Source organism: Pseudomonas shirazensis (assembly GCF_014268785.2).
In the GTDB taxonomy this organism is placed as follows: domain Bacteria; phylum Pseudomonadota; class Gammaproteobacteria; order Pseudomonadales; family Pseudomonadaceae; genus Aquipseudomonas; species Aquipseudomonas shirazensis.
Window position 1 is genome coordinate 1,705,259 of record NZ_JABWRD020000001.1, and the last position, 23,061, is coordinate 1,728,319.

25 protein-coding genes and 1 tRNA gene are annotated in these 23,061 nt (G+C 60.9%); 16 read left to right on the forward strand and 10 right to left on the reverse strand.

Annotation, left to right across the window (positions count from 1 at the left end; translation table 11 throughout):
• Positions 1 to 60: 60 nt before the first annotated feature.
• From HU736_RS07775 to HU736_RS07790, 4 genes are all read right to left on the reverse strand, one after another.
• Positions 61 to 843: an ABC transporter ATP-binding protein gene (locus HU736_RS07775; protein ID WP_186699303.1), complete on the reverse strand. Its 783-nt coding sequence runs from the start codon at positions 841 to 843 to the stop codon at positions 61 to 63.
• A gap of 62 nt (positions 844 to 905) precedes the next feature.
• Positions 906 to 1,616, reverse strand: a complete 711-nt coding sequence (locus HU736_RS07780) for an ABC transporter permease (protein WP_186698923.1) — start codon at positions 1,614 to 1,616, stop codon at positions 906 to 908.
• Positions 1,613 to 2,341: an ABC transporter permease gene (locus HU736_RS07785; RefSeq protein ID WP_186698921.1), complete on the reverse strand. Its 729-nt coding sequence runs from the start codon at positions 2,339 to 2,341 to the stop codon at positions 1,613 to 1,615. Before HU736_RS07785 ends, HU736_RS07780 begins: the two co-directional genes overlap by 4 nt.
• A 52-nt stretch (positions 2,342 to 2,393) precedes the next feature.
• On the reverse strand, positions 2,394 to 3,176 hold the full coding sequence (locus HU736_RS07790; protein ID WP_186698919.1) for a transporter substrate-binding domain-containing protein: 783 nt from the start codon (positions 3,174 to 3,176) through the stop codon (positions 2,394 to 2,396).
• Positions 3,177 to 4,138: 962 nt separating this feature from the next.
• Here HU736_RS07790 and HU736_RS07795 point away from each other — a divergent pair.
• Together HU736_RS07795 and HU736_RS07800 are read left to right on the forward strand one after the other, a co-directional pair.
• On the forward strand, positions 4,139 to 4,327 hold the full coding sequence (locus tag HU736_RS07795) for a hypothetical protein (RefSeq protein ID WP_186698917.1): 189 nt from the start codon (positions 4,139 to 4,141) through the stop codon (positions 4,325 to 4,327).
• Positions 4,328 to 4,527: 200 nt separating this feature from the next.
• Entirely contained in the window at positions 4,528 to 4,749 is a 222-nt protein-coding gene (locus HU736_RS07800; protein WP_186698914.1) for a hypothetical protein, read from the forward strand.
• A 15-nt stretch (positions 4,750 to 4,764) separates the two neighbouring features.
• On the opposite strand, the gene HU736_RS07805 is transcribed toward HU736_RS07800, so the two are convergent.
• Positions 4,765 to 4,852, reverse strand: a tRNA-Ser gene (locus tag HU736_RS07805).
• Positions 4,853 to 4,972: 120 nt separating this feature from the next.
• Between HU736_RS07805 and HU736_RS07810 the strand changes: the two genes are divergently transcribed.
• The 8 genes from HU736_RS07810 (at position 4,973) to HU736_RS07845 (ending at position 10,733) form a co-directional block, all read left to right on the forward strand.
• On the forward strand, positions 4,973 to 5,644 hold the full coding sequence (locus tag HU736_RS07810) for a Bax inhibitor-1/YccA family protein (RefSeq protein ID WP_186698912.1): 672 nt from the start codon (positions 4,973 to 4,975) through the stop codon (positions 5,642 to 5,644).
• A 185-nt stretch (positions 5,645 to 5,829) separates the two neighbouring features.
• Positions 5,830 to 7,209, forward strand: a complete 1,380-nt coding sequence (locus HU736_RS07815) for a nucleobase:cation symporter-2 family protein (RefSeq protein WP_103437861.1) — start codon at positions 5,830 to 5,832, stop codon at positions 7,207 to 7,209.
• A gap of 73 nt (positions 7,210 to 7,282) precedes the next feature.
• Positions 7,283 to 7,675, forward strand: a complete 393-nt coding sequence (tusD, locus tag HU736_RS07820) for a sulfurtransferase complex subunit TusD (protein ID WP_101320790.1) — start codon at positions 7,283 to 7,285, stop codon at positions 7,673 to 7,675.
• A 1-nt stretch (position 7,676) separates the two neighbouring features.
• Positions 7,677 to 8,036, forward strand: coding sequence for a sulfurtransferase complex subunit TusC (gene tusC, locus HU736_RS07825; protein WP_103437862.1), 360 nt, complete (start codon positions 7,677 to 7,679; stop codon positions 8,034 to 8,036).
• Complete coding sequence (tusB, locus tag HU736_RS07830) at positions 8,036 to 8,332, forward strand: sulfurtransferase complex subunit TusB (RefSeq protein WP_186698910.1); 297 nt, start codon at positions 8,036 to 8,038, stop codon at positions 8,330 to 8,332. Before tusC ends, tusB begins: the two co-directional genes overlap by 1 nt.
• A complete protein-coding gene (locus HU736_RS07835; RefSeq protein WP_101320796.1) occupies positions 8,329 to 8,664 on the forward strand; it encodes a TusE/DsrC/DsvC family sulfur relay protein in 336 nt (111 codons plus the stop codon). The genes tusB and HU736_RS07835 overlap by 4 nt, the downstream gene beginning before the upstream one ends.
• On the forward strand, positions 8,661 to 9,674 hold the full coding sequence (locus tag HU736_RS07840) for a glycosyl transferase family protein (RefSeq protein WP_186698908.1): 1,014 nt from the start codon (positions 8,661 to 8,663) through the stop codon (positions 9,672 to 9,674). Before HU736_RS07835 ends, HU736_RS07840 begins: the two co-directional genes overlap by 4 nt.
• A gap of 96 nt (positions 9,675 to 9,770) precedes the next feature.
• Positions 9,771 to 10,733: a glutathione S-transferase family protein gene (locus HU736_RS07845; protein WP_186698905.1), complete on the forward strand. Its 963-nt coding sequence runs from the start codon at positions 9,771 to 9,773 to the stop codon at positions 10,731 to 10,733.
• A 45-nt stretch (positions 10,734 to 10,778) separates the two neighbouring features.
• On the opposite strand, the gene HU736_RS07850 is transcribed toward HU736_RS07845, so the two are convergent.
• On the reverse strand, positions 10,779 to 11,561 hold the full coding sequence (locus tag HU736_RS07850) for an SDR family NAD(P)-dependent oxidoreductase (protein ID WP_202883887.1): 783 nt from the start codon (positions 11,559 to 11,561) through the stop codon (positions 10,779 to 10,781).
• An 89-nt stretch (positions 11,562 to 11,650) separates the two neighbouring features.
• On the reverse strand, positions 11,651 to 12,691 hold the full coding sequence (locus tag HU736_RS07855) for a sigma-54-dependent Fis family transcriptional regulator (RefSeq protein WP_186698904.1): 1,041 nt from the start codon (positions 12,689 to 12,691) through the stop codon (positions 11,651 to 11,653).
• 158 nt (positions 12,692 to 12,849) lie between these two features.
• Here HU736_RS07855 and HU736_RS07860 point away from each other — a divergent pair, with 158 nt between their 5' ends.
• Positions 12,850 to 13,773 (forward strand): LysR family transcriptional regulator, encoded by a 924-nt coding sequence (locus HU736_RS07860; protein WP_103437867.1) that lies wholly within the window; start codon positions 12,850 to 12,852, stop codon positions 13,771 to 13,773.
• A 3-nt stretch (positions 13,774 to 13,776) separates the two neighbouring features.
• Here HU736_RS07860 and HU736_RS07865 read toward each other — a convergent pair whose 3' ends face one another.
• Genes HU736_RS07865 through HU736_RS07875 form a run of 3 tightly spaced genes read right to left on the reverse strand, consistent with a single transcriptional unit; the run spans position 13,777 to position 17,495 of the window.
• On the reverse strand, positions 13,777 to 14,571 hold the full coding sequence (locus tag HU736_RS07865) for an SDR family NAD(P)-dependent oxidoreductase (protein ID WP_103437868.1): 795 nt from the start codon (positions 14,569 to 14,571) through the stop codon (positions 13,777 to 13,779).
• 12 nt (positions 14,572 to 14,583) lie between these two features.
• On the reverse strand, positions 14,584 to 16,464 hold the full coding sequence (locus tag HU736_RS07870; RefSeq protein ID WP_202883886.1) for a TRAP transporter large permease: 1,881 nt from the start codon (positions 16,462 to 16,464) through the stop codon (positions 14,584 to 14,586).
• Complete coding sequence (locus HU736_RS07875) at positions 16,464 to 17,495, reverse strand: TRAP transporter substrate-binding protein (RefSeq protein WP_103437869.1); 1,032 nt, start codon at positions 17,493 to 17,495, stop codon at positions 16,464 to 16,466. The genes HU736_RS07870 and HU736_RS07875 overlap by 1 nt, the downstream gene beginning before the upstream one ends.
• Before the next feature lie 392 nt (positions 17,496 to 17,887).
• Here HU736_RS07875 and HU736_RS07880 point away from each other — a divergent pair, with 392 nt between their 5' ends.
• The 5 genes from HU736_RS07880 (at position 17,888) to HU736_RS07900 (ending at position 22,995) form a co-directional block, all read left to right on the forward strand.
• Entirely contained in the window at positions 17,888 to 19,057 is a 1,170-nt protein-coding gene (locus HU736_RS07880) for an acetyl-CoA acetyltransferase (RefSeq protein WP_186698902.1), read from the forward strand.
• Positions 19,054 to 20,631 carry an acyl-CoA synthetase gene (locus tag HU736_RS07885; RefSeq protein WP_103437871.1) on the forward strand — a complete coding sequence of 526 codons (1,578 nt, stop codon included), beginning with the start codon at positions 19,054 to 19,056 and terminating at the stop codon, positions 20,629 to 20,631. The genes HU736_RS07880 and HU736_RS07885 overlap by 4 nt, the downstream gene beginning before the upstream one ends.
• Positions 20,628 to 21,179, forward strand: a complete 552-nt coding sequence (locus HU736_RS07890) for a PPC domain-containing DNA-binding protein (RefSeq protein WP_186698900.1) — start codon at positions 20,628 to 20,630, stop codon at positions 21,177 to 21,179. The genes HU736_RS07885 and HU736_RS07890 overlap by 4 nt, the downstream gene beginning before the upstream one ends.
• Positions 21,176 to 21,574, forward strand: coding sequence for a PPC domain-containing DNA-binding protein (locus HU736_RS07895; RefSeq protein WP_101320816.1), 399 nt, complete (start codon positions 21,176 to 21,178; stop codon positions 21,572 to 21,574). Before HU736_RS07890 ends, HU736_RS07895 begins: the two co-directional genes overlap by 4 nt.
• Positions 21,575 to 21,684: 110 nt before the next feature.
• A complete protein-coding gene (locus HU736_RS07900) occupies positions 21,685 to 22,995 on the forward strand; it encodes an OprD family porin (RefSeq protein ID WP_186698898.1) in 1,311 nt (436 codons plus the stop codon).
• Positions 22,996 to 23,061: the final 66 nt, after the last annotated feature.

Below are 23,061 nucleotides of genomic sequence, written 5' to 3' on the forward strand. Positions count from 1 at the left end.
TTATCGCCGAAATACAAAGGCCAATCTAATTCGATTGGCCTGTAGGCATAACATTGACTTTCATTTAAGACCGTTGGATAAGAACTGCTGCAATCGCTCACTTCGAGGGTTGGTCAGGATGTCTGCACCACCCTGCTCTTCAACTAGCCCTTGGTGCAAAAAGAGAATCTGGCTGGATACTCGCTTAGCAAAAGCCATCTCGTGTGTCACCATCAACATGGTTCGACCTTCCTCTGCCAGCGCCTGGAGAACCTTCAGCACCTCCCCCACCAGCTCCGGATCCAAAGCTGACGTTGGCTCATCAAAGAGCAATATCTCAGGTTCCATGGCCAACGCCCGAGCGATTGCAACACGTTGTTGCTGACCGCCAGACAAGAAGCCCGGGTACTGCGATGCCACCCGAGAGGGCAGGCCCACCTTTTCTAGATACTCACGCGCTGCCTGTTCCGCATCGGCCTTCTTTACACCGAGAACTCGCTGGGGAGCCAAGGTGATGTTGTCCATGACACTTAAGTGACTCCACAAATTAAAGTGCTGGAAAACCATCGCCAAACGTGTGCGCAGCCTTTGGAGGTCTGCAGCTTGGGCTACACGAAGGCCATGCTTGTCCTTGACCATCGGGATTTGCTTTCCATCGAGCGTCATAGAACCGTCTGTAGGTGTTTCCAGAAAATTGATACAGCGCAGAAATGTACTTTTCCCAGACCCACTGGCTCCAATGAGGCTAATGACATCGCCTTTATTAGCCTTAAGCGATACGCCCTTGAGAACCTGGTGATCGCCGTAGCTCTTGTGCAGATTTTCAACCGTCAGCTTGTATCCTGACTCAAGATTTTTGCCCATGCGCTGGCTCTGCTCAATGCTATTTGGTGTTATTAAACTGGTCATCGGCGGCAATCCTAAAGTCAATGTACAGGGCCTAGAAACGACAACCAGCGTCGCTCAGCCAAACGGAACAACCCTACCAACGCAAATGAAAGAGCTAGGTAAATCAGCGCTCCGATCCCAAAGGACTGAAATGTCAGGAACGTTTCTGAGTTGGCATCACGGGCAATTTTCAAAATATCAGGAATCGTGGCGGTGAAGGCTACCGAAGTAGAGTGCAGCATCAGTATGACTTCATTGCTGTAATACGGAAGCGCTCGCCTCAATGCAGACGGCACTACCACGAACGCATTCAGCCTCCAACCATTCAGTCCATAAGCTTTAGCTGCTTCGAGCTCCCCGTAGGGAATATTTCTGATTGCACCTGCAAAAATTTCAGTCGTGTAGGCACACGTATTGAGTGCAAAGGCCAAGATTGTGCAGTTCATTGCGTCTCTAAAAAACGCATCCAAGACGGGCTGGGATCGCACTGCAGCAATGCTGTAAATGCCGGTGTAGCAAATCAATAGTTGGATATAAAGCGGCGTCCCTCTGAACAGATATGTATAGAACTGCACGGGCCAACGGATATAGGCTCGTTCTGAAACCCTTGCAATTGCCAGTGGAATGGCCCCTAAAAAGCCGAGGACAATAGATGCCGTCAGCAACCATAGTGTCATGGCCAGACCAGTGATCTCCGTTCCATCCGTGTACAGGAAACTCTTCCAATATTCCTGCAGTAATTCAATCATTGCAAAGCCTCACGCGAGCCAGCAGAATATTTACGTGCAAGCCGCCGCAATACGTAGTTTGAGAGCGTTGTAATAAGCAAATAGACAAGGGCCGCAAGCACGAGAAAATAGAACAACTGAAAGGTGCTTTTACCGGCATCCTGGGCTGCTTTTACCAGATCTGCAAGGCCAATAATGGAAACCAAAGCAGTCGCTTTCAGCAAAACCAACCAATTATTCCCAATACCAGGAAGTGCAAACCGCATCATTTGGGGAAAGGTGATCAAAAAGAAACGCTGAGAGCGATTCAGCCCATAAGCAACTGCGGCTTCTCGCTGCCCTTTTGCCACCGCCAGCATTGCGCCCCGAAAAGTCTCAGTGAAGTAGGCCCCATAAATAAAGCCCAACGTTATTACGCCCGCTGCAAATGGGTCGATCTCAACATAACTCCACCCAAGGTACTGTGTCAGGTCGGTTAGCCAGGTCTGAAGGCTGTAGAAGATCAACAGCATCAGCACAAGATCGGGCACCCCACGAATCAGAGTCGTGTACAACTGCGCCGGCAACCTGACTACATATGCCGATGAAAGCTTGGCACTCGCGCCAATTAGACCCAAGATGACGCTCAACACAAGGGACAGTACTGATAGCTTGACGGTCATCCAGGCCCCTACCAACAGCAGTGGCCCAAAGCCCTGCATGCTAAGCCCTGGAAGGCCTACAGCTTCAAAGAAATTATCAATCATGATCGAAAACTCTTGGTGAAATGAAGCGCCTATGCGATATAGGCGCCTACAATCATTTACCGCTGTAAAGATTCAAATCACCAAAGTATTTTGACTGGAGCTTGGCATAAGTCCCATTTTCATGGATTGCCTTGATAGCCTTGTTCAGCTGCGCTTTAAGATCATCGTTACCTTTGACAACCGCAATAGCTGTTTTGGATGGCAGCAGTTCACTTTCGACCTGCTCACTCATCTCGTAACCTGCGCCTTGAGGAGAACTCAAGAATCCTGCTTTGGCTTGAAGCGTGTCTTGAATGGAGGCATCAAGACGGCCCGAGACTAGATCATAGTAAACCTGGTTCTGATTCTGATACGACTGAACCTTAACCCCCGCCTTCTTCAGAACCGCCTTAGCGTAACCTTCCTGGATACTTCCCTGAAAATAGCCAACACGCTTGCCTTTTAAAGCATTCACATCCGCACTGAGGCCGGAACCCTTCTTATACACATAGGATGTTGGGCCGGAGAACAACTCATCAGTGAAATCTACCGCTTTTTCACGTGCAGGCGTGACTGTCATTGAGGACAGGACACCATCAAATTTGTTAGCACGTAACCCTGGAATCAATCCATCAAAATCGCTCTCTACCCATTTGCATTCAGCTTTGAGCTCAGCACAGATGGCGTTGCCCAATTCGATATCAAAGCCCACAAGATTGCCGTCTGGAGATTTGGATTCGAAAGGAGCGTAGTTGGCATCCACACCGAAGCGAATCTCTGTATATTCTTTAGCAGAGACAACGCCGGTAAATAATGGAAGAATTGCAAGAATTGACAGCTTACGAAGTGAAATCATGTTTGCTCCCTAGCTTTTGTAATTTATTCAGGGCTTTTGATGATTTTTGCCTGGGGCTCAGGCCAATGGCGCATTCGGGCTCCGTCCCCGCGAAGCAGATAAGCTGCCTCGCGCACCGTTTGGATCGAGAATTCCAAATCCTCACAAACGATGCTACGCCAACACTCAAAGCTGGGAACCTGTCAACTGGCTTTTAATTACGAGCAAAATGCCATCTTTTGCGAGCAAATTGCTCGAAACGCTAAATCCTCAAGCCCACACCGAGATACCGAGCACCGTCGATGGGGATACGCAATCACTCTCATACCGGACGGTTAGAACTCTCTAGATTGCGGGCCTCGGGTGCTTCAGCGACTAACATGCTTTAGCAATCATATAGGCTTCTTCACATCAGGCTCACTCAAGAGAGCAGACAATGGGTGGCGCCTAGCGGTGATCCAGGCACCACTCCTCTGGAAGCGGTTACTTCGCTGAAATTGCTTCTATCGAAGCCTTCACTTGAATGCCCCTTCTGGCCCATAAAGCATCGAATAAACGATGCCGATTGAAATTACCATCGCCAAAGTGATCCAGGCTGGGTCACGTGTTTGCAGCAGATGGAAAAACACAGGCGCAAAAAAATGAGGTCGATTGTCCCAAGGGCAAACATCCTTCTCTGGCCAACCTTGTCTCCAAGCCAGCCACAGTTAGGCTCGATTAACAGAGCATTCGCAATCTCAGCTGCTCGCTTCGCTGCCTCTTTGATATGCAAGCTGGTGGTATTGCCGATCGTTCCTCTCAGACCATCAGAAACTGCTGCAGCAGCATATCGGTCCCAGACGAGGCACGATGTCAGTTTTTTTCTCCGGAAAACTACAACCAAAGGATGATCGGTCCACCCATCCAGCATGGATAAAATGCCACTATTAGGCCGCCACCTGGCGTAGTAGCTTTAGCGACCACTCACTGACAGGGATATCGCTATGAGAACCCACATCCAGTCGGCCATCGAAATGGCCAAAACCCCCTCCCGCTTCGCTTTGCTTCAAGCGCAGAAACAAGGCGATGAAATGCTCTACATCGTCAAGGCCCTCCCGGATGCCATTGATGGGCTCACGGAGGCAATCCTGGTACTCGATAGCCATTTGGCCGACGTAGAGCGCAACCAGTAAGGCAGCCTGCCTCGGTCCGGAAAGCCCACGGACTGGGGTGGCTGCAACCTAGCGGTAGGTTCGAGCCAAGATAAAGAATTTAAACCGAGACACGCATTTGCTATCGACTGGGTTTCTCAATATGACTAATGCTAAGTCATCGCTGGGACGACGCCAGGAAGGAGGCGGTTGAAAATGCAGTCGCTGCAGGTGACCAGATAGTGGCCGACAGAATCAGCCAGTCCCAGTACCGCGACATTCGCCCCAAGGCAGCGTTTGAGATCGCATATGTCGACCACGCCAGCCTGCTGCTGGATCACACCAAGGGCGACATCGCCGAGCGGGTTTATCGCCGAGTAAGAGCACTCGCCAAGCCCAACCATCCCCAATGGTGTCCCACGGAGCGGTTTTGCCTACCCAAAAACGCAAAAAGCCCTGAATAATCAGGGCTTTGAATATGGCGGAAGCGTAGAGATTCGAACTCTAGGATAGTTGCCCATCGACGGTTTTCAAGACCGTTGCCTTAAACCACTCGGCCACGCTTCCGGATACAGCGGGCGCCATAATACCGTAATGAAACACGCTGTCAAACTCTCTGTGTCGCGGCCTGCGGTGGCTCTGGTATGCTCTCAGCATCCATAGGTTTCTACCCACAGGAGTGTCGCCATGCGCGAACAGGATTATGCCCTACAACACGGCCAGCAGGCCGATCAACTGGAGGTCAGCAAGGTCCTGCGTAACACCTACAGCTTGCTGGCGCTTACTCTCGCATTCAGTGGTCTGATGGCGTTCGTTGCGCAGCAGATGCGTGTCGGCTACCCGAACATCTTCGTGGTGCTGATCGGCTTCTACGGCCTGTTCTTCCTCACTGCCAAACTGCGTGACTCGGTCTGGGGCCTGGTGTCGACCTTCGCTTTGACCGGCTTCATGGGCTTCATTCTTGGCCCGATCCTCAACCGCTACCTCGGCATGGCCGGTGGTGCGGAAGTGGTCAGCTCGGCGTTTGCCATGACTGCACTGGTGTTTGGTGGTCTGTCGGCCTACGTGCTGATCAGCCGTAAAGACATGAGCTTCCTCAGCGGCTTCATCACTGCTGGCTTCTTCGTCCTGCTGGGCGCGGTGGTTGCGAGCTTCTTCTTCCAGATCAGCGGCCTGCAACTGGCAATCAGCGCTGGTTTCGTGCTGTTCTCGTCGGTCTGCATTCTGTTCCAGACCAGCGCGATCATTCACGGCGGCGAGCGCAACTACATCATGGCGACCATCAGCCTTTATGTATCGATCTACAACCTGTTCATCAGCCTGTTGCAGCTGTTCGGCATCATGGGTCGTGATGACTGATCGTTGATTGACCGGTAACGCAGAAAAGCCCGCTTCGGCGGGCTTTTTTGTGGGCGACGTTTGGCGGCGGCCGACATCACCAGCCCTATCCCACCAGGGATAGGGCTGAAGCGCTGCATTTAGGCTACCCGAATCGGTCAGCGGACCTTAGAATGCGCTCCTTTTTTCTTCCGGGGCAGCTACCCATGAGTTCGATCGAACAAGGGCCCGGCGCGGCAGCGCCTGACAATGAACTGGTCCTTGGCCTGGAGGACAAGCCGCGGCCGCTGATTGCCATGCTCGCTGCCCTGCAGCATCTGCTGGCGATCATCGTGCCGATCGTTACCCCGGGCCTGTTGATCTGTCAGGCGCTGGGCGTTTCAGCGCGGGATACCAACCTTATCGTATCCATGTCGCTGGTGATTTCGGGGATTGCCACCTTTGTTCAGTGTCGGCGCTTCGGGCCGTTTGGTGCGGGGCTGTTGATCGTACAGGGCACCAGCTTCAACTTTGTCGGGCCGTTGATTGCCGGTGGTGCGTTGATGGTCAAGCAAGGCACGCCGGTTGAGGGTGTGATGGCGGCGATCTTTGGTGTGGTGATTGCCGGCTCCTTCGTCGAGATGGGCGTGTCGCGCATTCTGCCGTTTATCAAACGCCTGATCAGCCCGTTGGTGACCGGCATCGTGGTGCTGATGATCGGTCTGACCTTGATCAAGGTCGGCTTGATCAGCATGGGCGGTGGCTTCACGGCGATGGCCAATGGCACTTTTGCCAACGGCGAAAACCTGCTGCTGTCGGGGGTGGTGCTGGCAATCATCGTGCTGCTCAACCGCATCCCGGTGGTGTGGATGCGCAGCTGCGCCATCGTCATCGCACTGGCGGCGGGCTATGCCCTGGCCGGTTACATGGGCCGGCTGGACTTTACCGGCATGCATGAGGCGGCACTGTTCCAGGTACCGACGCCGCTGCACTTTGGCCTGAGTTTCTCGTGGGCGTTGTTTATTCCGATGCTGGTGATCTATCTGGTGACGTCGCTGGAAGCCATAGGTGACGTAACGGCGACCAGCAAGGTTTCGCGTGAACCGGTCGAAGGCCCGGTGTGGATGCAGCGGATCAAGGGTGGCGTGCTGGTCAACGGCGCCAACTCGCTGCTGGCTGGGGTGTTCAATACCTTCCCGAGTTCGATCTTTGCGCAGAACAATGGCGTGATTCAACTGACCGGGATTGCCAGCCGCCACATTGGTATCTGGATCGCTGCCATGCTGGTATTGCTGGGGTTGTTCCCAACCGTTGCCGGGGTGATTCAGGCAGTGCCGGAGCCGGTGCTGGGTGGCGCGGCGATGGTGATGTTTGGCGCCGTTGCTGCTTCGGGGATCAATATCCTCGCCAGCACGCGGCTGGACCGGCGTGCCCTGCTGATCATCGCGGTATCGCTGGCCTTGGGCCTGGGCGTGGCGCAGGTGCCGGAGTTTCTTGCGCACATGCCGTCGGCGCTGCGTAACGTGCTGGAGTCGGGCGTGGCCACCGGTGGCATCTGCGCGCTGGTACTGAACTGGTTCTTGCCCGAGAGCAAGGCGCAACAGTGAGCATTGCCCCGCCGGTAGCGGTGGCGGGGTTGTTTTGCTTTATCATGGCCGGATCACGTTGCAAGAGCCTCCCATGAAATTCGCCATCGCGGTTTTTTCCCCGGCCCATGCGCCCTCCTCGCGTCGCGCCCTGCGCTTCGCCGAGGCGGCGCTGGCCGGCGGGCATCAGATTGCCCGACTGTTCTTCTATCAGGACGGGGTGCACAGCGCCTCGGCCAACGTCGTCACGCCGCAGGATGAACTGGACGTGGCTGCGCAGTGGCGTGCGTTCATCGAAGGCAATCAGCTCGACGCGGTGGTGTGCATCGCTGCCGCCCTGCGCCGCGGCGTGCTGGATGCCACCGAAGCCAACCGCTACCAGCGCCCTGCCGTGAACCTGCCGGCACCCTGGGAGCTGTCAGGGCTGGGCCAGTTGCACGAGGCGGCGCAGGTTGCCGACCGTCTGGTCTGTTTTGGAGGCGATTGAAGTGGCCAAATCCTTGTTGATCATCAGCCGCCAGGCACCGTGGAGCGGCCCATCCGCACGCGAAGCGCTGGACATCGCCCTGGCTGGCGGCGCCTTTGATCTGCCGCTGGGCATGCTGTTCATGGATGACGGCGTGTTCCAGCTCGCCGCTGCCCAGCAGCCAGCCTCGCTGCAGCTCAAAGACCTCGCCGCCAACCTCCAGGCGCTGCCGATGTTTGGCGTAGAAAAGCTGTTCGTCTGTGCCCACAGTGTGGCTGAACGCGGCCTGGACCCGGCCAGCCTGAGCTTGCCGGTCGAGGTGCTGGATGATGCAGCGCTGGCGGCATTGATTGGCCGTTATGACCAGGTGGTAACGCTCTGATGACGACCCTGCATGTAATCAGCCACTCGCCCTTTGGCGACAATCGCCTGGCCAGCTGCCTGCGTTTGCTCGGTACCGATGACGCCATCCTGCTCTGCGGCGATGCGGTTTACGCACTGCGCGCAGGCACCGCGCCGCAGCAACTGCTGCAAACGGCACGGTTGCAGCACCGCCTGTTCGCCCTCGCTGAGGATGCCCAGGCGCGTGCCATCGACAGCACCTTGGCCGAAGCGGTGGACTACCCCGCCTTCGTCGAGTTGTCGTTGCGCTTCGACAAAGTGAACAGCTGGCTATGAACGCATTGACTGTCGGCGAGCATCACATCGCTCTGGACAAGGACGGCTTTCTGCTCGACCTGCAAGACTGGTCCCCCGCCGTCGCCGAGGCTCTGGCCGAGCGCGAAGGTATCGCGCTCAGCCCCGAGCACTGGGAAGTGCTCGAGGTGCTGCGCGGGTTCTATCAGGAGTACCAGCTGTCACCGGCCACGCGCCCGCTGATCAAGTACACCGCGCTCAAGCTGGGCGTGGAAAAAGGCAACAGCCCGCACCTCAACCGCCTGTTCAATGGCACTCCCGCCAAACTTGCCGCCAAGCTGGCGGGCCTGCCCAAGCCGACCAATTGCATATGACCGAGCCACTCCCCGAACCGCGCCCGCTGACCCTGCACACCCCTGCCGAGCACCCGTTCGCCGAATTCGTGCGCATCCTCGGCAAAGGCAAGCGCGGCGCCCGCGGCCTGAGCCGTGAAGAAGCCCGTGCGGCGATGACCTTGCTGCTTGAAGGCAAGGTCGAGGACACCCAACTGGGTGCCTTTCTCATGCTGCTGCGGCACAAGGAAGAAAGCGCTGAAGAGCTCGCCGGCTTCACCGAAGCCCTGCGCGCGCACCTGCAAGCCCCGCAGATCGCGGTCGATCTGGACTGGCCGAGCTATGCCGGCAAGAAACGTCACCTGCCGTGGTACCTGCTGGCGGCCAAGTGTCTGGCAGGCAACGGCGTGCGCATCATGCTCCACGGCGGCGGCGCGCACACCGCCGGGCGTATGTATACCGAACAGTTGCTCGGCCTGCTGCAGATCCCGCTGTGCCGAGACTGGGCATCGCTGGCTCGCACCCTGGATGATCAGCAACTGGCGTTCTTCCCACTGCAGGACTGGGCGCCGCAGTTGCAGCGCATGATCGACCTGCGCAACACCCTTGGCCTGCGCTCGCCGATCCACTCTCTGGCGCGGGTGCTCAACCCGCTGGCGGCGCGCTGCGGCCTGCAAAGCATCTTCCACCCGGGCTATCAGGCCGTACACCGCGAGGCCAGCCGCCTGCTCGGCGATCACGTAATTGTGATAAAGGGCGATGGTGGCGAGATCGAGATCAACCCGGACGTGGCCAGCCATCTGTACGGCGCCAGCGGCGGCGAGAATTGGGACGAGGAATGGCCCGCCATGAGCGCCCAGCGCCATGTCAAACCGGCCACCCTGCAACCCGAGCACCTGCTGGCGGTCTGGCGCGGCGAGGCGCAGGACAGCTACGGCGAAATGGCCGTGGTCGCCACCATGGCGCTGGCCCTGCGAGGCCTGGGCAAGGATCGCGATCAGGCCTTTGCCGACGCGCAGCGGTTCTGGGCGGATCGCAACAAGATCGACTAATTCGATAGATACCACGCAGTCTTTGCGCTATTTATCCGAACGCTAGTCCCTAGACTGGGCTCCAAAGACAAATCACTTTTGTACAAGGAGCTCAGCATGGGCCTTTTGATTGACGGTCGCTGGCATGACCAGTGGTACCAGACCAACAAAGACGGCGCGTTCCAGCGCGAGAACGCCCAACGGCGCAATCAGCTGCCCAAGGCCGAAGCCGGTCGCTATCACCTGTACGTGTCACTGGCCTGCCCGTGGGCGCATCGCACGCTGATCGTCCGCGCGCTCAAAGGCCTTGAGCCGTTGATCGATGTTTCGGTGGTGAGCTGGCTCATGGGCGAGCACGGCTGGACCTTTGATCAGCAGCAAGGCTCCAGCGGGGATTACCTCGATGGCCTGCAGTACATGCACCAGCGCTACACCCGCGACGACCCCAGCTATACCGGTCGCGTCACTGTGCCGGTGCTGTGGGACAAGCAGGAACAACGCATCGTCAACAACGAGTCAGCCGAGATCATCCGTATCTTCAACAGCGCCTTCAATGCGCTGACCGGCAACCACCTCGACCTCTATCCCGAAGCCCTGCGCCCTACCATCGATGCGCTCAACGAGCGGATTTACCCGGCCATCAACAATGGTGTCTACCGGGCGGGCTTCGCAACTTCGCAGGAAGCCTACGAAACCGCGTTCGATGAGGTGTTCAACGAACTGGACCATCTCGAGCAGCTACTGAGTGGCCAACGCTACCTGGCGGGCGAGTACCTGACTGAAGCCGACGTGCGCCTGTTCACCACGCTGGTGCGCTTCGATGCGGTGTATCACGGCCACTTCAAGTGCAACCTGCGCCGCCTCAGCGATTACCCGAACCTGTCCAACTGGTTGCGTGAGCTGTATCAGTGGCCGGGCGTGGCCGAGACGGTGAACATGGAGCATATCCAGAAGCACTATTACCTCAGCCACAAGACCATCAACCCCAACGGCATCGTGCCCAAGGGCCCGCTGCAGGACTTCAACGCGGCGCATGATCGTCAGCGCTTGCCTGGCAAAGGTATCTGGCAAGGCGCTTGAGCCGAGACCGCCACCGCGGTCTACGCGGTGGCATCTCAAGCGCAGTCAGTCGCGCATGAAGCCGCCGTCGACGTCCATGATCTCGCCGGTAACAAAGCCCGCCTCCGCCGATGCCAGAAAGCACACCGCTGCGGCAATATCCCGCGGCGTACCCGCCCGGCCCAAGGGCATCTGCGCCAGCAGCTGGGCGCGGGCCTGCGGTGCCAGCACACTGGTCATTTCAGTGTCGGTCAGGGCTGGTGACACCGCATTGACAGTGATGTCGAACGGCCCCGCCTCGCGCGCCAAACCTTTGGTCAGGGCGATCACCGCACCCTTGGCGGCGGCATAACAACTGTTGCCGAGCAGCCCTCCTCCACGCTTGCCGGCCACCGAGGCGATATTGATGATGCGCCCGCAGCGGCGATCCATCATGCCCGGCAGCACCGCCTTGGCGCAGAAGAACACGCTGTTGAGGTCGATCGCCATGACCCGGTTCCATTCCGCCGTGGTCAGCTCCAGCAGCGGTACGGTGGATACGATGCCGGCATTGTTGACGAGGATATCGACCGGCCCGAGCAGCCGCTCGACCTCATCGACCATCGCCAGCACCTGCTCCTCCTGAGCCACGTCCACTGCCACGCCGATGGCCTGAATGCCCTGCGCACGCAGCGCTTCGGCAGCTCGTTCGGCTGCAATCGGATCAAGGTCGGCCAGGGCCACCTGGGCCCCGCAATGACCAAGCGCGACGGCAATCGCATGGCCGATACCGCGGGCGGCACCGGTCACCAAAGCGGTGCGGCCAGCGAGGCTGAAGTTCATCGGGGCGTAGGCGGCAGCTGTACTCATTATTGTTATTTCCTTGATGAGGGCGAACTCAGGCTCACCCCCTGCGCAGCAAGGGGTGTTCAAGCAAAGAGGATCAGGTGGGTTGCGGCTCAGGCGCGGCGGCAGGCATCCAGCGCCAGCTGTTCCTTGAGCGGCGGGATATCCAGCCGACGCAGCACCCGGTACAGCGAGGGCCGGCAGATGCCCAGCTCGCGCGCGGCCGCCGACATGTTCCAACGGCAGGTCTGCAGCACCTCAAGCACATCGGCGCGCTCGTCACCGGCGCGGCTCGGGCGGATCGGCGTAACGTTTGGCACCACCACGCGCACAGGAGCGTTGGCGACGGGAAGCTGGGCGATAAAGTCCACTGGCAGGTCGGCGCGGGTGATCCGGGTGCCTTCCATCACCGCACAGGCATAGCGGATCACCGCGCGCATCTGGCGCAGGTTGCCCGGCCAGGCGTGGGTCAACAGCAGCGACCAGACTTCGGCGCTGATCACCTGGCGCGGGTCACAGCCTGGCAATTCATGGGCGACCATGTTGCACAGCAGTTCGCCACGGTCGGCGCGCTCACGCAGCGGCGGCAGCTCGACCACGCCGGTGGCGATGCGATAGAACAGGTCTTCGCGGAAACTGCCGTCGGCTACCCGCGCCGACAGGTCCTGGTGGGTCGCGCAGACCAGGGCGAAGTTGACCGGTACGCTGCGTTCGGCGCCCAGCGGGGTCACCTCACGCTCAGCGATTACCCGCAGCAGGCGAGTCTGCTGCTCGTAAGGCATGTCGCCGATCTCGTCGAGGAACAAGGTGCCGCCATCCGCCTGCTGCACCTTGCCCTTCTTGCCGCCGGGCAATGCCCCGGAAAACGCCCCACGGCTGTAGCCGAACAGCTCGCTCTCGATCAGTGTCTCCGGGATCGAGGCACAGTTGAGCGCCACCATCTGCGCGGCGCGGCGTTGGCTGTGGGCATGCAGGGCGCGGGCGAGGATCTCTTTGCCGGTCCCGGTTTCACCGCGGATCAATACCGCGATGCCGCGCTCCATCAAGCGCAGCGCCCGGCGAAACGCCTGGCGCACCTGCGGGTCACTGTCGTGGGCGATATCGGTTTCGGCAACTTCGGCGTGGCAAACAGCAGGGTCGGTCAGGGAATGCATCAGCGTCACCTTTTATTGTTCTATAGCTTGTGACTATGTCGGCGGGCGACGCTTGTGGCGTGGCCGGGGCCGATGGGGTGTGGCCTGATCACATTAAGTAGGCGGACTTATATTTTCCAATACATAATCAAGCATCCACTGATACCTTTGCGAGCATCATGATCGAACTTCGCCATCTTCAGTACTTCCGCACCCTGGCCGAGACCCTGCACTTCGGCCGCGCCGCCGAGCGCCTGCATATCTCCCAGCCGCCGCTGTCGCGGCAAATTGCCCTGCTGGAAGAGGAACTGGGGGTGAAGCTGTTCGACCGCTCACGGCGGCGGGTCGAGCTGACCGAGGCCGGGCAGCGCTTTTACCTTGATACCGGCACGGTGTTCGCCGCCTTCGAGCAGGCCAAGCGTAACGCCCTGGCAGCGGCACGCGGCGCTGCGGGCGAGTTGTCGGTGGGGTTCATGATGTCGACCGCCTACAGCATCACCCCGGCCATCACCCGCCGGTATGCTGCGTTGTTCCCGCAGGTCAATCTGAAGCTGACCGAGACCCTGCCGCTGGACCTGGCACAGGACATCAGCAGCGGCCACAAAGACGTTGCCATCATGTACCGACCGCAGGACTGCAGCGGGCTGGAGACGGTCACGCTGTACCGCGAAGAGATGACCCTGGTGTTGCCACCCGGCCACCGCCTGATGCAGCAGGAGCTGATCGAGCCACAATCATTGGCGGGCGAGCCGTTCATTATCGTGCCGCGGCGAATCGCCCCGGCGCTGCATGACATGATCTGCAACTACTGCCTGCAACACGGCGTGACACCGAACATCGGCATGGAGATCAACCTGCAGCAGACCATCGTCAACCTGGTCGGCGAAGGCCTGGGCGTGGCCATCGTGCCGCGCTCGATGCGCAACATGCGCCTGGCCACCACCAGCTTCAAACCGCTGCGCAACGCGCCGGTGATCGAAGTAGTCGCAGTGTGGAAGGCAGACAATCACAACCCGTGCATTGCCACCTTCGTCGAGGCGGCGCTGCAAGCCGGCGAGCAGGCTACGCGTGAGGACCACGCGCAGCGGCTGCTGGAGGGATAACGCTCAGATTTCGAGAATGCCCGAAGCCATGAACCCGCCGTCCACCGGGATCACATGGCCACTGATGTAGGAGGCATCCTCGGACGCAAGAAACGCCACCGCACCAGCCATCTCCGCCGGCGTGCCATAGCGGCGCAGCGGCACCGCGCGGGCATACGACTCACGGGTGGCCGCCGAATGCAGCGCCTGGGTCAGCGGCGTATCCACCGGCCCTGGCGCGATGCCATTGACGGTGATGCCGTGCTCGGCCAGCTCCACAGCCATCTGCCGGGTCAGGCCGATCACCGCCGCCTTCGACGTGCCATAGGCGGTACGGCCCATGCTGGCGCGCATACCGCTGATCGAGGCAACGTTGACGATGCGCCCCCAGCCCCGTTCGCGCATTAGCTGCGCGGCGTGCTGGCTGCAGAGCAAGGTGCCGGTCAGGTTGATATTCATCAAGCGCTGCCAGCCTTCAAGCTCGGTATCGAGAAACGCCTGGGTGCGCGCCACGCCGGCATTGTTGACCAGCACATCGCAGCGGCCAAAGCGCTCGCGCAGCGCTGCGAACAACGCGCTGATCGACTGCGCATCACCGACATCGATGGCCATCGCCTGGGCCTCGATGCCCTGCACCCGCAGCCCGGCGACCATCTCCTCTGCCGCCGCAAGGTTGATATCGGCCACCACCACGGTGTGGCCATCGTGGCCGAGGCGCTCGGCAATGGCAGCACCGATGCCCATGGCAGCCCCGGTCACCACGGCCACCCGACCATAGCCCGGCGCGTTGCGTGTTGTTGTTTTCGCAGCTTGGCTCATGACAGCACTCTCTTAAAGGAAACCAATGGAAATCCACGGGAAGCAGGCTACTACCGCCAGCGCTACCAGCAGCGCCCCGAGGTAACCCCAGACGCGACGAATAACGTGGTCGGACGAGGTTTTGCTGATGGCGCAGGCGGCATAGAAACCGACCCCCAGCGGCGGCGCGAACAAGCCCACGCCCATCGCCAGGATCACCACCATGGCGTAGTGCACCGGGTGAATGCCAAGCATCTCGGCCAGCGGGAACATCAACGGGCCGAACAGTACGATGGCCGGAATGCCTTCAAGCACGCTGCCCAGAATCAGAAACACGAGAATCGTCACCACCATGAAGCCGAAGGTGCCGCCCGGGATTTCCTCGATCAGTTCCACCAGCGAGGCGGAGAAGCCAGATTGAGTCAGTGCCCAGGCCATCGCCGATGCCATGCCGATGATCAGCAGGATCGCCCCCGACAGCGACGCCGCTTCCAGCAGCATCGGATACAGCCGGGCAAAGTCGATATGACGCATGAACAAGTGCATGACCAGGCCGACCAGCACCACGTAGGCGACACCAATCGTCGACACCTCGGTCGCGGTCGCCGCGCCTTCGAGCACTGCCACGCGGATCAGCAACGGCAAGGCCAAGGCTGGCAAGGCGATGAGGAAGGTCTTGCCCACCCGCGACATCGGCGCGCGCTCGATCTTCGGCGCGTCTTCCTTGCGTGAACGCCACCAGCACACCGCAGCAATGGCAATGGTCGCGACCACGGCGGGCATCAGGCCGCCGATGAACAGCGCGGTAATCGAAACGCTGCACACCGCACCGATGGTGATCAGCACCAGGCTCGGCGGAATGGTCTCGGTCATGGCCCCGGTAGCAGCCAGCAGCGCCGCCAGTTCTTCGGGCTTGGAGCCGCGTTTTTTCATTTCAGGGAACAGCGCCGGTGCGACTGCAGCCATGTCGGCCACTTTCGAGCCGGAAATCCCCGACACCAGAAACATCGCCCCCAGCAGCACATACTGCAGGCCGCCACGGACATGACCGAGCAGCGAGGCCATGAAGTCGATCAGCGTGCGGGCCATGCCCGACAGCTGCAGCACCACGCCGAGCAGCACGAACAGCGGCACCGCCAGCAGGACCAGATGTGACATGCCCTCGTCCATCCGGCCGACCACGATCGACAGCGGCGCATGAGTCACCAGCGCCAGATAGGCCATAGTCGCAGTGCCGAAGGCGAAAGCAATCGGGATACCGCCAAACACGCAGGCACCGAGCAACACCAGGAAGAACACCACCAGATTGTAGTTACCCATGGCCGCCAGCAGCGGCTGCGCCAGCCACAGCACCGCGGCCACTGCCGCAACCACCACCAGCCCGGCCATGAACTGGCGCACCGTCGAATAACGCGCCATCCGCGCCACCGCAGCCAGCAGCATCAAAACCGCGCCAACCGGCAAGGCCGCCGCCCGCACACCGTCGGGAATGCCCAGCGCCGGCGTGGTGATCGACATCTGCTCGTGGGAGTGTTCCATGGCCGGTGAGATGATCATCGCCACGAACAAACATACGATCAGCGCCGACAACGTCTCGCTGAACCCGCGCCAAGCAATCGGCAGCTTGTTGACCAAGGCCGACATGCGCATGTGCTCGCCACGGTCGAGTGCCAGCACCGCGCCGAACATCGACAGCCAGATAAACAGCGACGAGGCCAGCTCGTCGGTCCAGATCAGTGGGCTGTGCAGCACATAACGGGAGATCACCCCCGCCAGCAGCACCAGCGTCTCGATTACCATCAAGGTAACGGCGAGTGCGCCAACGACGCGCATGATCCAGCTGTTCAGACAGATCAGCGCCCGGGCCGGCAGGCGCAGCGATTGGTTAGGGGCCATGACGGCTGGCGCGCTCATCAGGCCAGCTTCCCGGAGAACTGCTCAAGAATCGCCCACGCCTCGTCACCGAACTTGCCATGCCAGTCGGCATAGTAATTGGCGCTGCGCAGCTTCTCACGGAACGGCTCGGCCGGCGACTCGACCAGCTCCAGGCCTTTGCCCTTGAGGATGTCGCGGGTGCTGCCTTCAAGGGTGGCAAGGTCGGCGCGCTGGGCCATCACTGCCTTCTCGATGTGCTTGCGCAGCACCTCTTGCAGTTCAGGCGGCAGGCGCCCGATCGAAGCGCTGTTGCCCAGCATCCAGAAGCCGTCCCAGACGTGGTTGGTCAGCGAGCAGTATTTCTGCACCTCGTACAGCTTGGCCGACGACACCAGGGTCAGCGGGTTTTCCTGCCCTTCGACGATGCGCGTCTGCAACGCCGAATACACTTCGGCGAAGTTGATGCTGGTCGGCGCCGCATCCAGCGCACGGAAGATCGACATGATGATCGGGCTTGGCGGCACACGCAGCTTCATCCCGCGCAGGTCATCCGGGGTGGCCACCGGGCGCGTGCTGGTGGTGGTCACGCGGAAGCCGTTGTCCCACATCCGGTCGTAGGCGAACAGGGTGCCGGTCTTGGCGATCTCGCTGCGCACATGAGCGCCGAGCGCGCCGTCCATGGCACTCCAGACCTGCTGGTAGTCCTTGAAGGCAAAGCCGACGGCGCTGATCTGCACCGACGGCACCATGGTGCCGAGGATCACCGGCGACAGCGAGAACAGGTCGACCGCCCCCGAGCGCACCTGCGCCAGGGTATCGGTGTCGCTGCCCAACTGGCTGCTGGGGAACACCTGCACGCTCAAGGCGCCATTGGTTTCCTCCTTGATCGCCTTGGCCATTTCCCGGGCACGGATATTCATCGGGTGGCTGATGGGCAGGTTGTTGGCAAACTTCAGTTTGAAGTCGGCGGCGCGGCTGTTGCCGCTGTACAGGCCCATCCCGGCAGCGGCGACAGCAGCCCCTGCCAGCGAGGCGGTCTTGATAAAGGAACGGCGGGTGAAATCGCTCATGAAGCTCTCCTGACCTATTTGTTCTTATTGATCGAGTTGCGGCGATGATAGGCATGTTGTTAGCAATACGGGTGCCACGCTTGAGTAACAGCGCTCAGCAGGCCCCCTTTGCAGGCTCGCAAGCACCGGGCAAGCAACTGATTTCTCTTGAGAAATTATTTATCCGAGGGCTTGTTAGATTTTGTGACAGGCCTGTCAGAGGCGCCCAGCAGGTGTAACAGGTGTCTCCTTGAACTGTCGCCCTGGCAGCCAGGGCGACACCTGTAGACCGGCATTCGCTACCGATAACCACCCTCTTGCGCCAGCAAAGCCCCAGCCTAGAGGGCTCTTACCGAGCTTGGCACCGCCCTTGCTATTGACCTCGCAAACAACATCATGCGAGGACGCACCTCATGGATTCCCCGGTCATCAGCGGTTGGTACCACTCCCCATTCGGCAAGTTTCCCGATATCGACCCCGAGCAGATGATGGCCGATGCCGCCATCGGCGCCCTACAGCACGCCGGGCTCGACGCCGAGCAGATCGACTCGGTTCACGTCGGCCACTTCAATGCAGGCCTGATCTACCAGGACTTCCCTTCCGCGCTGCTGGCCAATCATCTGCCGGCGCTACGCTTCACCCCGTCGGTGCGGGTTGAAAACGCCTGTTCGACAGGCTCCGCAGCGATCCACTCGGCGCTGCAGGCCGTGCTCAGTGGCCAGGCCCGCCATGCCCTGGTGGTGGGCTTCGAGAAGATGAACGGGCTGCCCACCGCCGAAGTCGGCAAGATCCTGCTCAAGTGCTGTTATGCCCGTGAAGAAGCGCAGATCGAAAACGGCTTTGCCGGTGTGTTCGGCAACATCGCCCAGGCCTACTTCGAGCGCCACGGCGATCAGTCCGACGCGCTGGCGATGATCGCTGCAAAAAACCACGCCAACGGCGCCCTCAACCCGTTTGCTCATATGCGCCGGGATGTCGGCTATGACTTCTGCCGTAACCCGTCCGAGAAAAACCCGTTTGTGGCCGGCCCGCTCAAGCGCAGCGACTGCTCGCTGATTACTGATGGCGCTGCGGCGCTGGTGATCAGCCGTGCCGAACAACTGCCCGGGCAACAACCGGCTGTGCGCTTCCGCGCTGCGGTACAGGTCAACGATTACCTGCCGCTGTCACGCCGCGACCCGACCGTGTTCGAAGGCGCCGCACGCGCCTGGCAGCAGGCCTTGAGCGAGGCCGCCTTGAGCCTGGCCGACCTGTCACTGGTCGAGACCCATGACTGCTTCACCATCGCCGAACTGCTCGAATACGAAGCCATGGGCCTGGCGCCACGCGGCCAGGGCGCGCGGGTGATTGCCGAAGGCATCAGCCGCAAGGATGGCCGCCTGCCGGTCAACCCGTCGGGCGGGCTCAAGTCCAAAGGCCACCCGATCGGCGCTACCGGCGTGTCGATGCACGTAATGGCCGCCATGCAGCTAACCGGCCAGGCTGGCGACATGCAGCTGCCACGGGCTGACCGTGCCGGGGTGTTCAATATGGGCGGCGCGGCGGTAACCAACTACGTCAGCATCCTGGAGGCTGTGCAATGACCGGGATCGACAATGTCATGAACCTCGGCGAGCTGCTCGCCCAGATCGCCCGGCGCCTGCCCGATGCCCCCGGCTTCATCCGCGGTGCCGACAGCTACAGCTGGCAGCAACTGCTGACCCGCGTCGACAGCGTCGCCGCAGCCCTGCGCGAGCGCGGCCTGGGCAAGGGCGACAAGCTGCTGGTGCACTCGCGCAACAATTTGCAGCTGTTCGAGAGTGCCTGGGTGGCGTTCCGCCTGGGCATGGTCTGGGTGCCGACCAACGTGCGCATCACCCCGCCCGAAGCGGCTTACCTGGGCAGTTCCAGCGGCGCGGTGGCGATGCTTTACGACGATGGCATGGCGGCCTATGTCGACGCAGTTCGCGAAGCTTCGCCAGCACTGCGCATGGTCATCGCCATCGGCGCCCCGCGCGACGGCGAGCTGAGCTATGACGCCCTGCTCGACCAAGGCGCGCCACTGCAACCAGCGTTTCGCCCCGCCGAGGTGAGCTACCACGACCCGCTGTGGTTCTTCTACACCTCCGGCACCACCGGCCACCCCAAGGCGGGCATCCTCACCCACGGCCAAATGGCGTTCGTCATCAACAATCACCTGGCTGACCTGATGCCCGGCCTGAGCCCACACTCGCGCTCGCTGGTGCTGGCGCCATTGTCCCATGGCGCCGGTATCCATGCCCTGATCAACGCCGCCCGTGGCGCCGCCTGCGTGCTACCGGCAGGCGACCGGCTGGACTGCGACGAAGCCTGGCGGCTGGTCGAGGAGCACCGGGTCGACAACCTGTTCACCGTGCCAACCATCGTCAAGATGCTCACCGAAGACCCGGCCGTCGACCGTTACGACCACAGCAGCCTGCGCTATGTGATCTACGCGGGCGCGCCGATGTACCGCGCCGATCAGTGCCACGCTCTGCGCACCCTGGGCAAGGTGCTGGTGCAGTACTACGGCCTTGGCGAAGTGACCGGCAACATCACCGTGCTGCCGGCGGACTGCCACGATGCCGAGGACAGCCCCCAGGTCAAGGTCGGCTCCTGCGGCTACCCGCGCACCGGCATGCAGGTGGCCATCCTCGATGAGCACGGCACTGAACTGCCAACCGGCAGCGATGGCGAGATCTGCGTGCGCGGCCCGGCCGTGTTCGCCGGCTACTACAACAATCCCAAGGCCAACGCCGAGTGCTTCCGCCATGGCTGGTTCCACACCGGTGACCTCGGCCACGTTGACCAAGAGGGTTATCTATTCATCACTGGGCGCGCCTCGGACATGTACATCTCCGGCGGCTCCAACGTATATCCACGCGAGATCGAAGAGGCGCTGCTGACTCATCCGGCAGTCACCGAAGTCGCAGTGCTGGGGCTGCCCGACGAGAAGTGGGGCGAGTGCGGCTGCGCCGTGATCGTGGTCACTGCCGAGGTCAGCGACGAGCAACTGCTGGCCCACCTGGAGCCGCGCCTGGCCCGCTATAAATGGCCGAAGCGTTTTGTGCGCTGGACCGAGATGCCCAAGTCCGGCTACGGCAAAATCGTCAAAAAACAGATCCGCGCCCTGCTCGACGCCAGCGAGGCGGTGCTATGAACCCGCATTTTGAAGAGCGCAACGGCGTGCGCGTTTTCATCCACGGCGGCCAACCGCAACAGCCGCGCTTGCTCGACTGTGAAGTGCCGGACTGCGAAGAACTGCGCGTAGTGCTGCCACTGGCCTGCAACGTTGCCCAAGGCCTCCTGCAGGCGCTGGAGGGCCGCCGCTATCGCAGTGCAGTCGGGCGCATTCTGTGTGGCGGCGCAGCGCACCTGAGCTATCACCGCATGGTCACCACCACTGACCAGCAACGGCCCTACGACTATGGCCAGGCGGTGGTGCTGGACGGCTATATCACCTTTGTCAGCGGCGCCCTCACCGTCGGCCGCGATGCCCACGGCGCGCCGCTGCTGCACTGCCACGCCGGCTTCATCGACCGCGACGGTCAGCAGCATGGCGGCCATCTGGTGCTCGACCGGCTGGTGGTCGGCAGCGAACCGCTGGTGCTGCGCCTGTGCCTGTTCGACCAGGTCGCCTATCAGGTCAAGCCTGATGCCGAGACCCACTTCAACCTGCTTCATCCGGTGTTCCAGGAGGCGTCATGAACACTGCAGCAATCCAGAGCGAAGCGCAGGTACAGAGCGGCCGGCTTGGCCGCCTTGTAGTGGCCCGGCTCAAACCCAACGAAGACATCATCGACAGCGCCGAGGCCCTCTGCGCCAGCCACGGAATCAGCCTGGCGGTGGTCCGTGGCGGCCTCGGCAGCTTGATCGACGGCGAGTTGCAGTACCTGGGCCGCAGCGGCATGCAGGACATCCATGTGCCAGGCCCGGGTGTGGAAATCCTCAGCCTCAGTGGCGAAATCGCCCCCGGCGCGAGCAGCCTGCAAGCGGTGCTGGCCGACGCCGACGGCAAGATCTTCGCCGGCCGCCTGCAGCGTGGCCGCAACCTGTCGTTCATCACAGTCGAGCTGACCTTGCAGGAATGGCTGCCTGACTGACTGTCCTTATTGAAGAGCATCACCCGGGCGTTGCCGCGCCCGGCTTTCTTGCGCCCGCGCGTTGGGCGCCCCACCGCATCAGGAAAACAACAATGACAAGAAAGCCCTTAATGCACCTTTCACTGCTGACCGCTACCAGCGCCCTGCTCGTCCCCGCCGCCCAGGCGGCCTTCATCGAAGATGGCAAGGCCACGCTCAACCTGCGCAACTACTACTTCAACAACGACATGCGCGACCGCCCCGGTGCCGCCGGGCAAAGCAAGACGGCCGAATGGGCGCAGGGCTTCATGCTCGACTACAAGTCAGGCTTCACCGACGGCACGGTCGGCTTTGGCGTCGATGCCCTCGGCCTGCTTGGGGTGCGCCTGGACGGCGGCGCCGGCAATCATCGCGGCAGCTCGATGATCCCCGACGACAGCGACGGCAGCGCCGTCGACGAATGGAGCCGGCTGGGCCTGACCGGCAAGATGCGCTTGTCCAAAACCGAAGCGCGCTACGGCACCTTGCAGCCCAAGCTGCCGATTCTGGTGGCCAACGATGGTCGGGTGCTACCGCAGACATTTGAAGGCGGCATGATCACCTCGCAAGAAATCGACGGCCTGACCCTCATCGGCGGTCGCCTCGAGCATGCCACCGGGCGCGCCTCGACCAACCGCTCAGGGCTGGCCGTGGCGGGCGGCACCGAGCAAAGCAACGAGTTCATCTTCGCCGGTGCCGACTATCAACTGAGCAAGGCGCTCAAGCTGCAGTACTACGCCGCCCAGCTCGAAGATTATTACGTGCAGCACTTCGGCGGCCTGGTGCATGTATGGGCACTGAGCGACAACCAGTCGCTGACCACCGACCTGCGCTACTTCAAGACCGATGCAAGCGGGCGCAACGATTCGGCCAGCGGGCGCGGCGAGGGGTATCGCGTCAGTGGCTTGGCAGATACGCCCGGCAAGATCGACAACGATACCTGGAGCGCCATGTTCACCTATGCCATTGGCGGCCACAGCGTACTGCTCGGGCATCAGCGCGTGTCCGACAGTGGTAACTTCGTTCAGCTCAACCAGGGCAATACCGGCGAAGGCGCCGCAGGGTCGAGCATCTACCTGTTCACTGACCGCCTGGTGACCAGCTTTACCCGCGCTGGCGAGCGCACCACTTTTGGTCAGTACGGCTACAATTTCGCCGCACTCGGTGTGCCAGGGCTGGTGGCATCGGTCACTTACCTGAAGGGCACGAATATCCGCATGGCCTCAGGCGGCGACGAAAAGGAATGGGAGCGCGATATCGCCTTGGATTATGTGGTGCAGGGCGGCACCTTCAAGGGGCTGGGGTTCAGCTGGCGCAATGGCATGTTGCGCAGTGGCGTGCCCAGCGAGTGGGATCAGGATCAGAACCGCTTGACCGTCAGCTATTCGGTGCCGCTGTTCTAGGCCCACAACCCTAAGAAGACTCGGGGCCATTGCCGCAGGTTTTTACAACCTGACAGCCATGGCCCC

Coding starts and splice junctions, on each gene's coding strand:
- HU736_RS07775 (WP_186699303.1), bottom strand. CDS start 843: ATGGGCAAAAATCTTGAGTCAGGATACAAGCTGACGGTTGAAAATCTG.
- HU736_RS07780 (WP_186698923.1), bottom strand. CDS start 1,616: ATGATTGAATTACTGCAGGAATATTGGAAGAGTTTCCTGTACACGGAT.
- HU736_RS07785 (WP_186698921.1), bottom strand. CDS start 2,341: ATGATTGATAATTTCTTTGAAGCTGTAGGCCTTCCAGGGCTTAGCATG.
- HU736_RS07790 (WP_186698919.1), bottom strand. CDS start 3,176: ATGATTTCACTTCGTAAGCTGTCAATTCTTGCAATTCTTCCATTATTT.
- HU736_RS07795 (WP_186698917.1), top strand. CDS start 4,139: ATGAGAACCCACATCCAGTCGGCCATCGAAATGGCCAAAACCCCCTCC.
- HU736_RS07810 (WP_186698912.1), top strand. CDS start 4,973: ATGCGCGAACAGGATTATGCCCTACAACACGGCCAGCAGGCCGATCAA.
- HU736_RS07815 (WP_103437861.1), top strand. CDS start 5,830: ATGAGTTCGATCGAACAAGGGCCCGGCGCGGCAGCGCCTGACAATGAA.
- tusD (WP_101320790.1), top strand. CDS start 7,283: ATGAAATTCGCCATCGCGGTTTTTTCCCCGGCCCATGCGCCCTCCTCG.
- tusB (WP_186698910.1), top strand. CDS start 8,036: ATGACGACCCTGCATGTAATCAGCCACTCGCCCTTTGGCGACAATCGC.
- HU736_RS07835 (WP_101320796.1), top strand. CDS start 8,329: ATGAACGCATTGACTGTCGGCGAGCATCACATCGCTCTGGACAAGGAC.
- HU736_RS07840 (WP_186698908.1), top strand. CDS start 8,661: ATGACCGAGCCACTCCCCGAACCGCGCCCGCTGACCCTGCACACCCCT.
- HU736_RS07845 (WP_186698905.1), top strand. CDS start 9,771: ATGGGCCTTTTGATTGACGGTCGCTGGCATGACCAGTGGTACCAGACC.
- HU736_RS07850 (WP_202883887.1), bottom strand. CDS start 11,561: ATGAGTACAGCTGCCGCCTACGCCCCGATGAACTTCAGCCTCGCTGGC.
- HU736_RS07855 (WP_186698904.1), bottom strand. CDS start 12,691: ATGCATTCCCTGACCGACCCTGCTGTTTGCCACGCCGAAGTTGCCGAA.
- HU736_RS07860 (WP_103437867.1), top strand. CDS start 12,850: ATGATCGAACTTCGCCATCTTCAGTACTTCCGCACCCTGGCCGAGACC.
- HU736_RS07865 (WP_103437868.1), bottom strand. CDS start 14,571: ATGAGCCAAGCTGCGAAAACAACAACACGCAACGCGCCGGGCTATGGT.
- HU736_RS07870 (WP_202883886.1), bottom strand. CDS start 16,464: ATGAGCGCGCCAGCCGTCATGGCCCCTAACCAATCGCTGCGCCTGCCG.
- HU736_RS07875 (WP_103437869.1), bottom strand. CDS start 17,495: ATGAGCGATTTCACCCGCCGTTCCTTTATCAAGACCGCCTCGCTGGCA.
- HU736_RS07880 (WP_186698902.1), top strand. CDS start 17,888: ATGGATTCCCCGGTCATCAGCGGTTGGTACCACTCCCCATTCGGCAAG.
- HU736_RS07885 (WP_103437871.1), top strand. CDS start 19,054: ATGACCGGGATCGACAATGTCATGAACCTCGGCGAGCTGCTCGCCCAG.
- HU736_RS07890 (WP_186698900.1), top strand. CDS start 20,628: ATGAACCCGCATTTTGAAGAGCGCAACGGCGTGCGCGTTTTCATCCAC.
- HU736_RS07895 (WP_101320816.1), top strand. CDS start 21,176: ATGAACACTGCAGCAATCCAGAGCGAAGCGCAGGTACAGAGCGGCCGG.
- HU736_RS07900 (WP_186698898.1), top strand. CDS start 21,685: ATGCACCTTTCACTGCTGACCGCTACCAGCGCCCTGCTCGTCCCCGCC.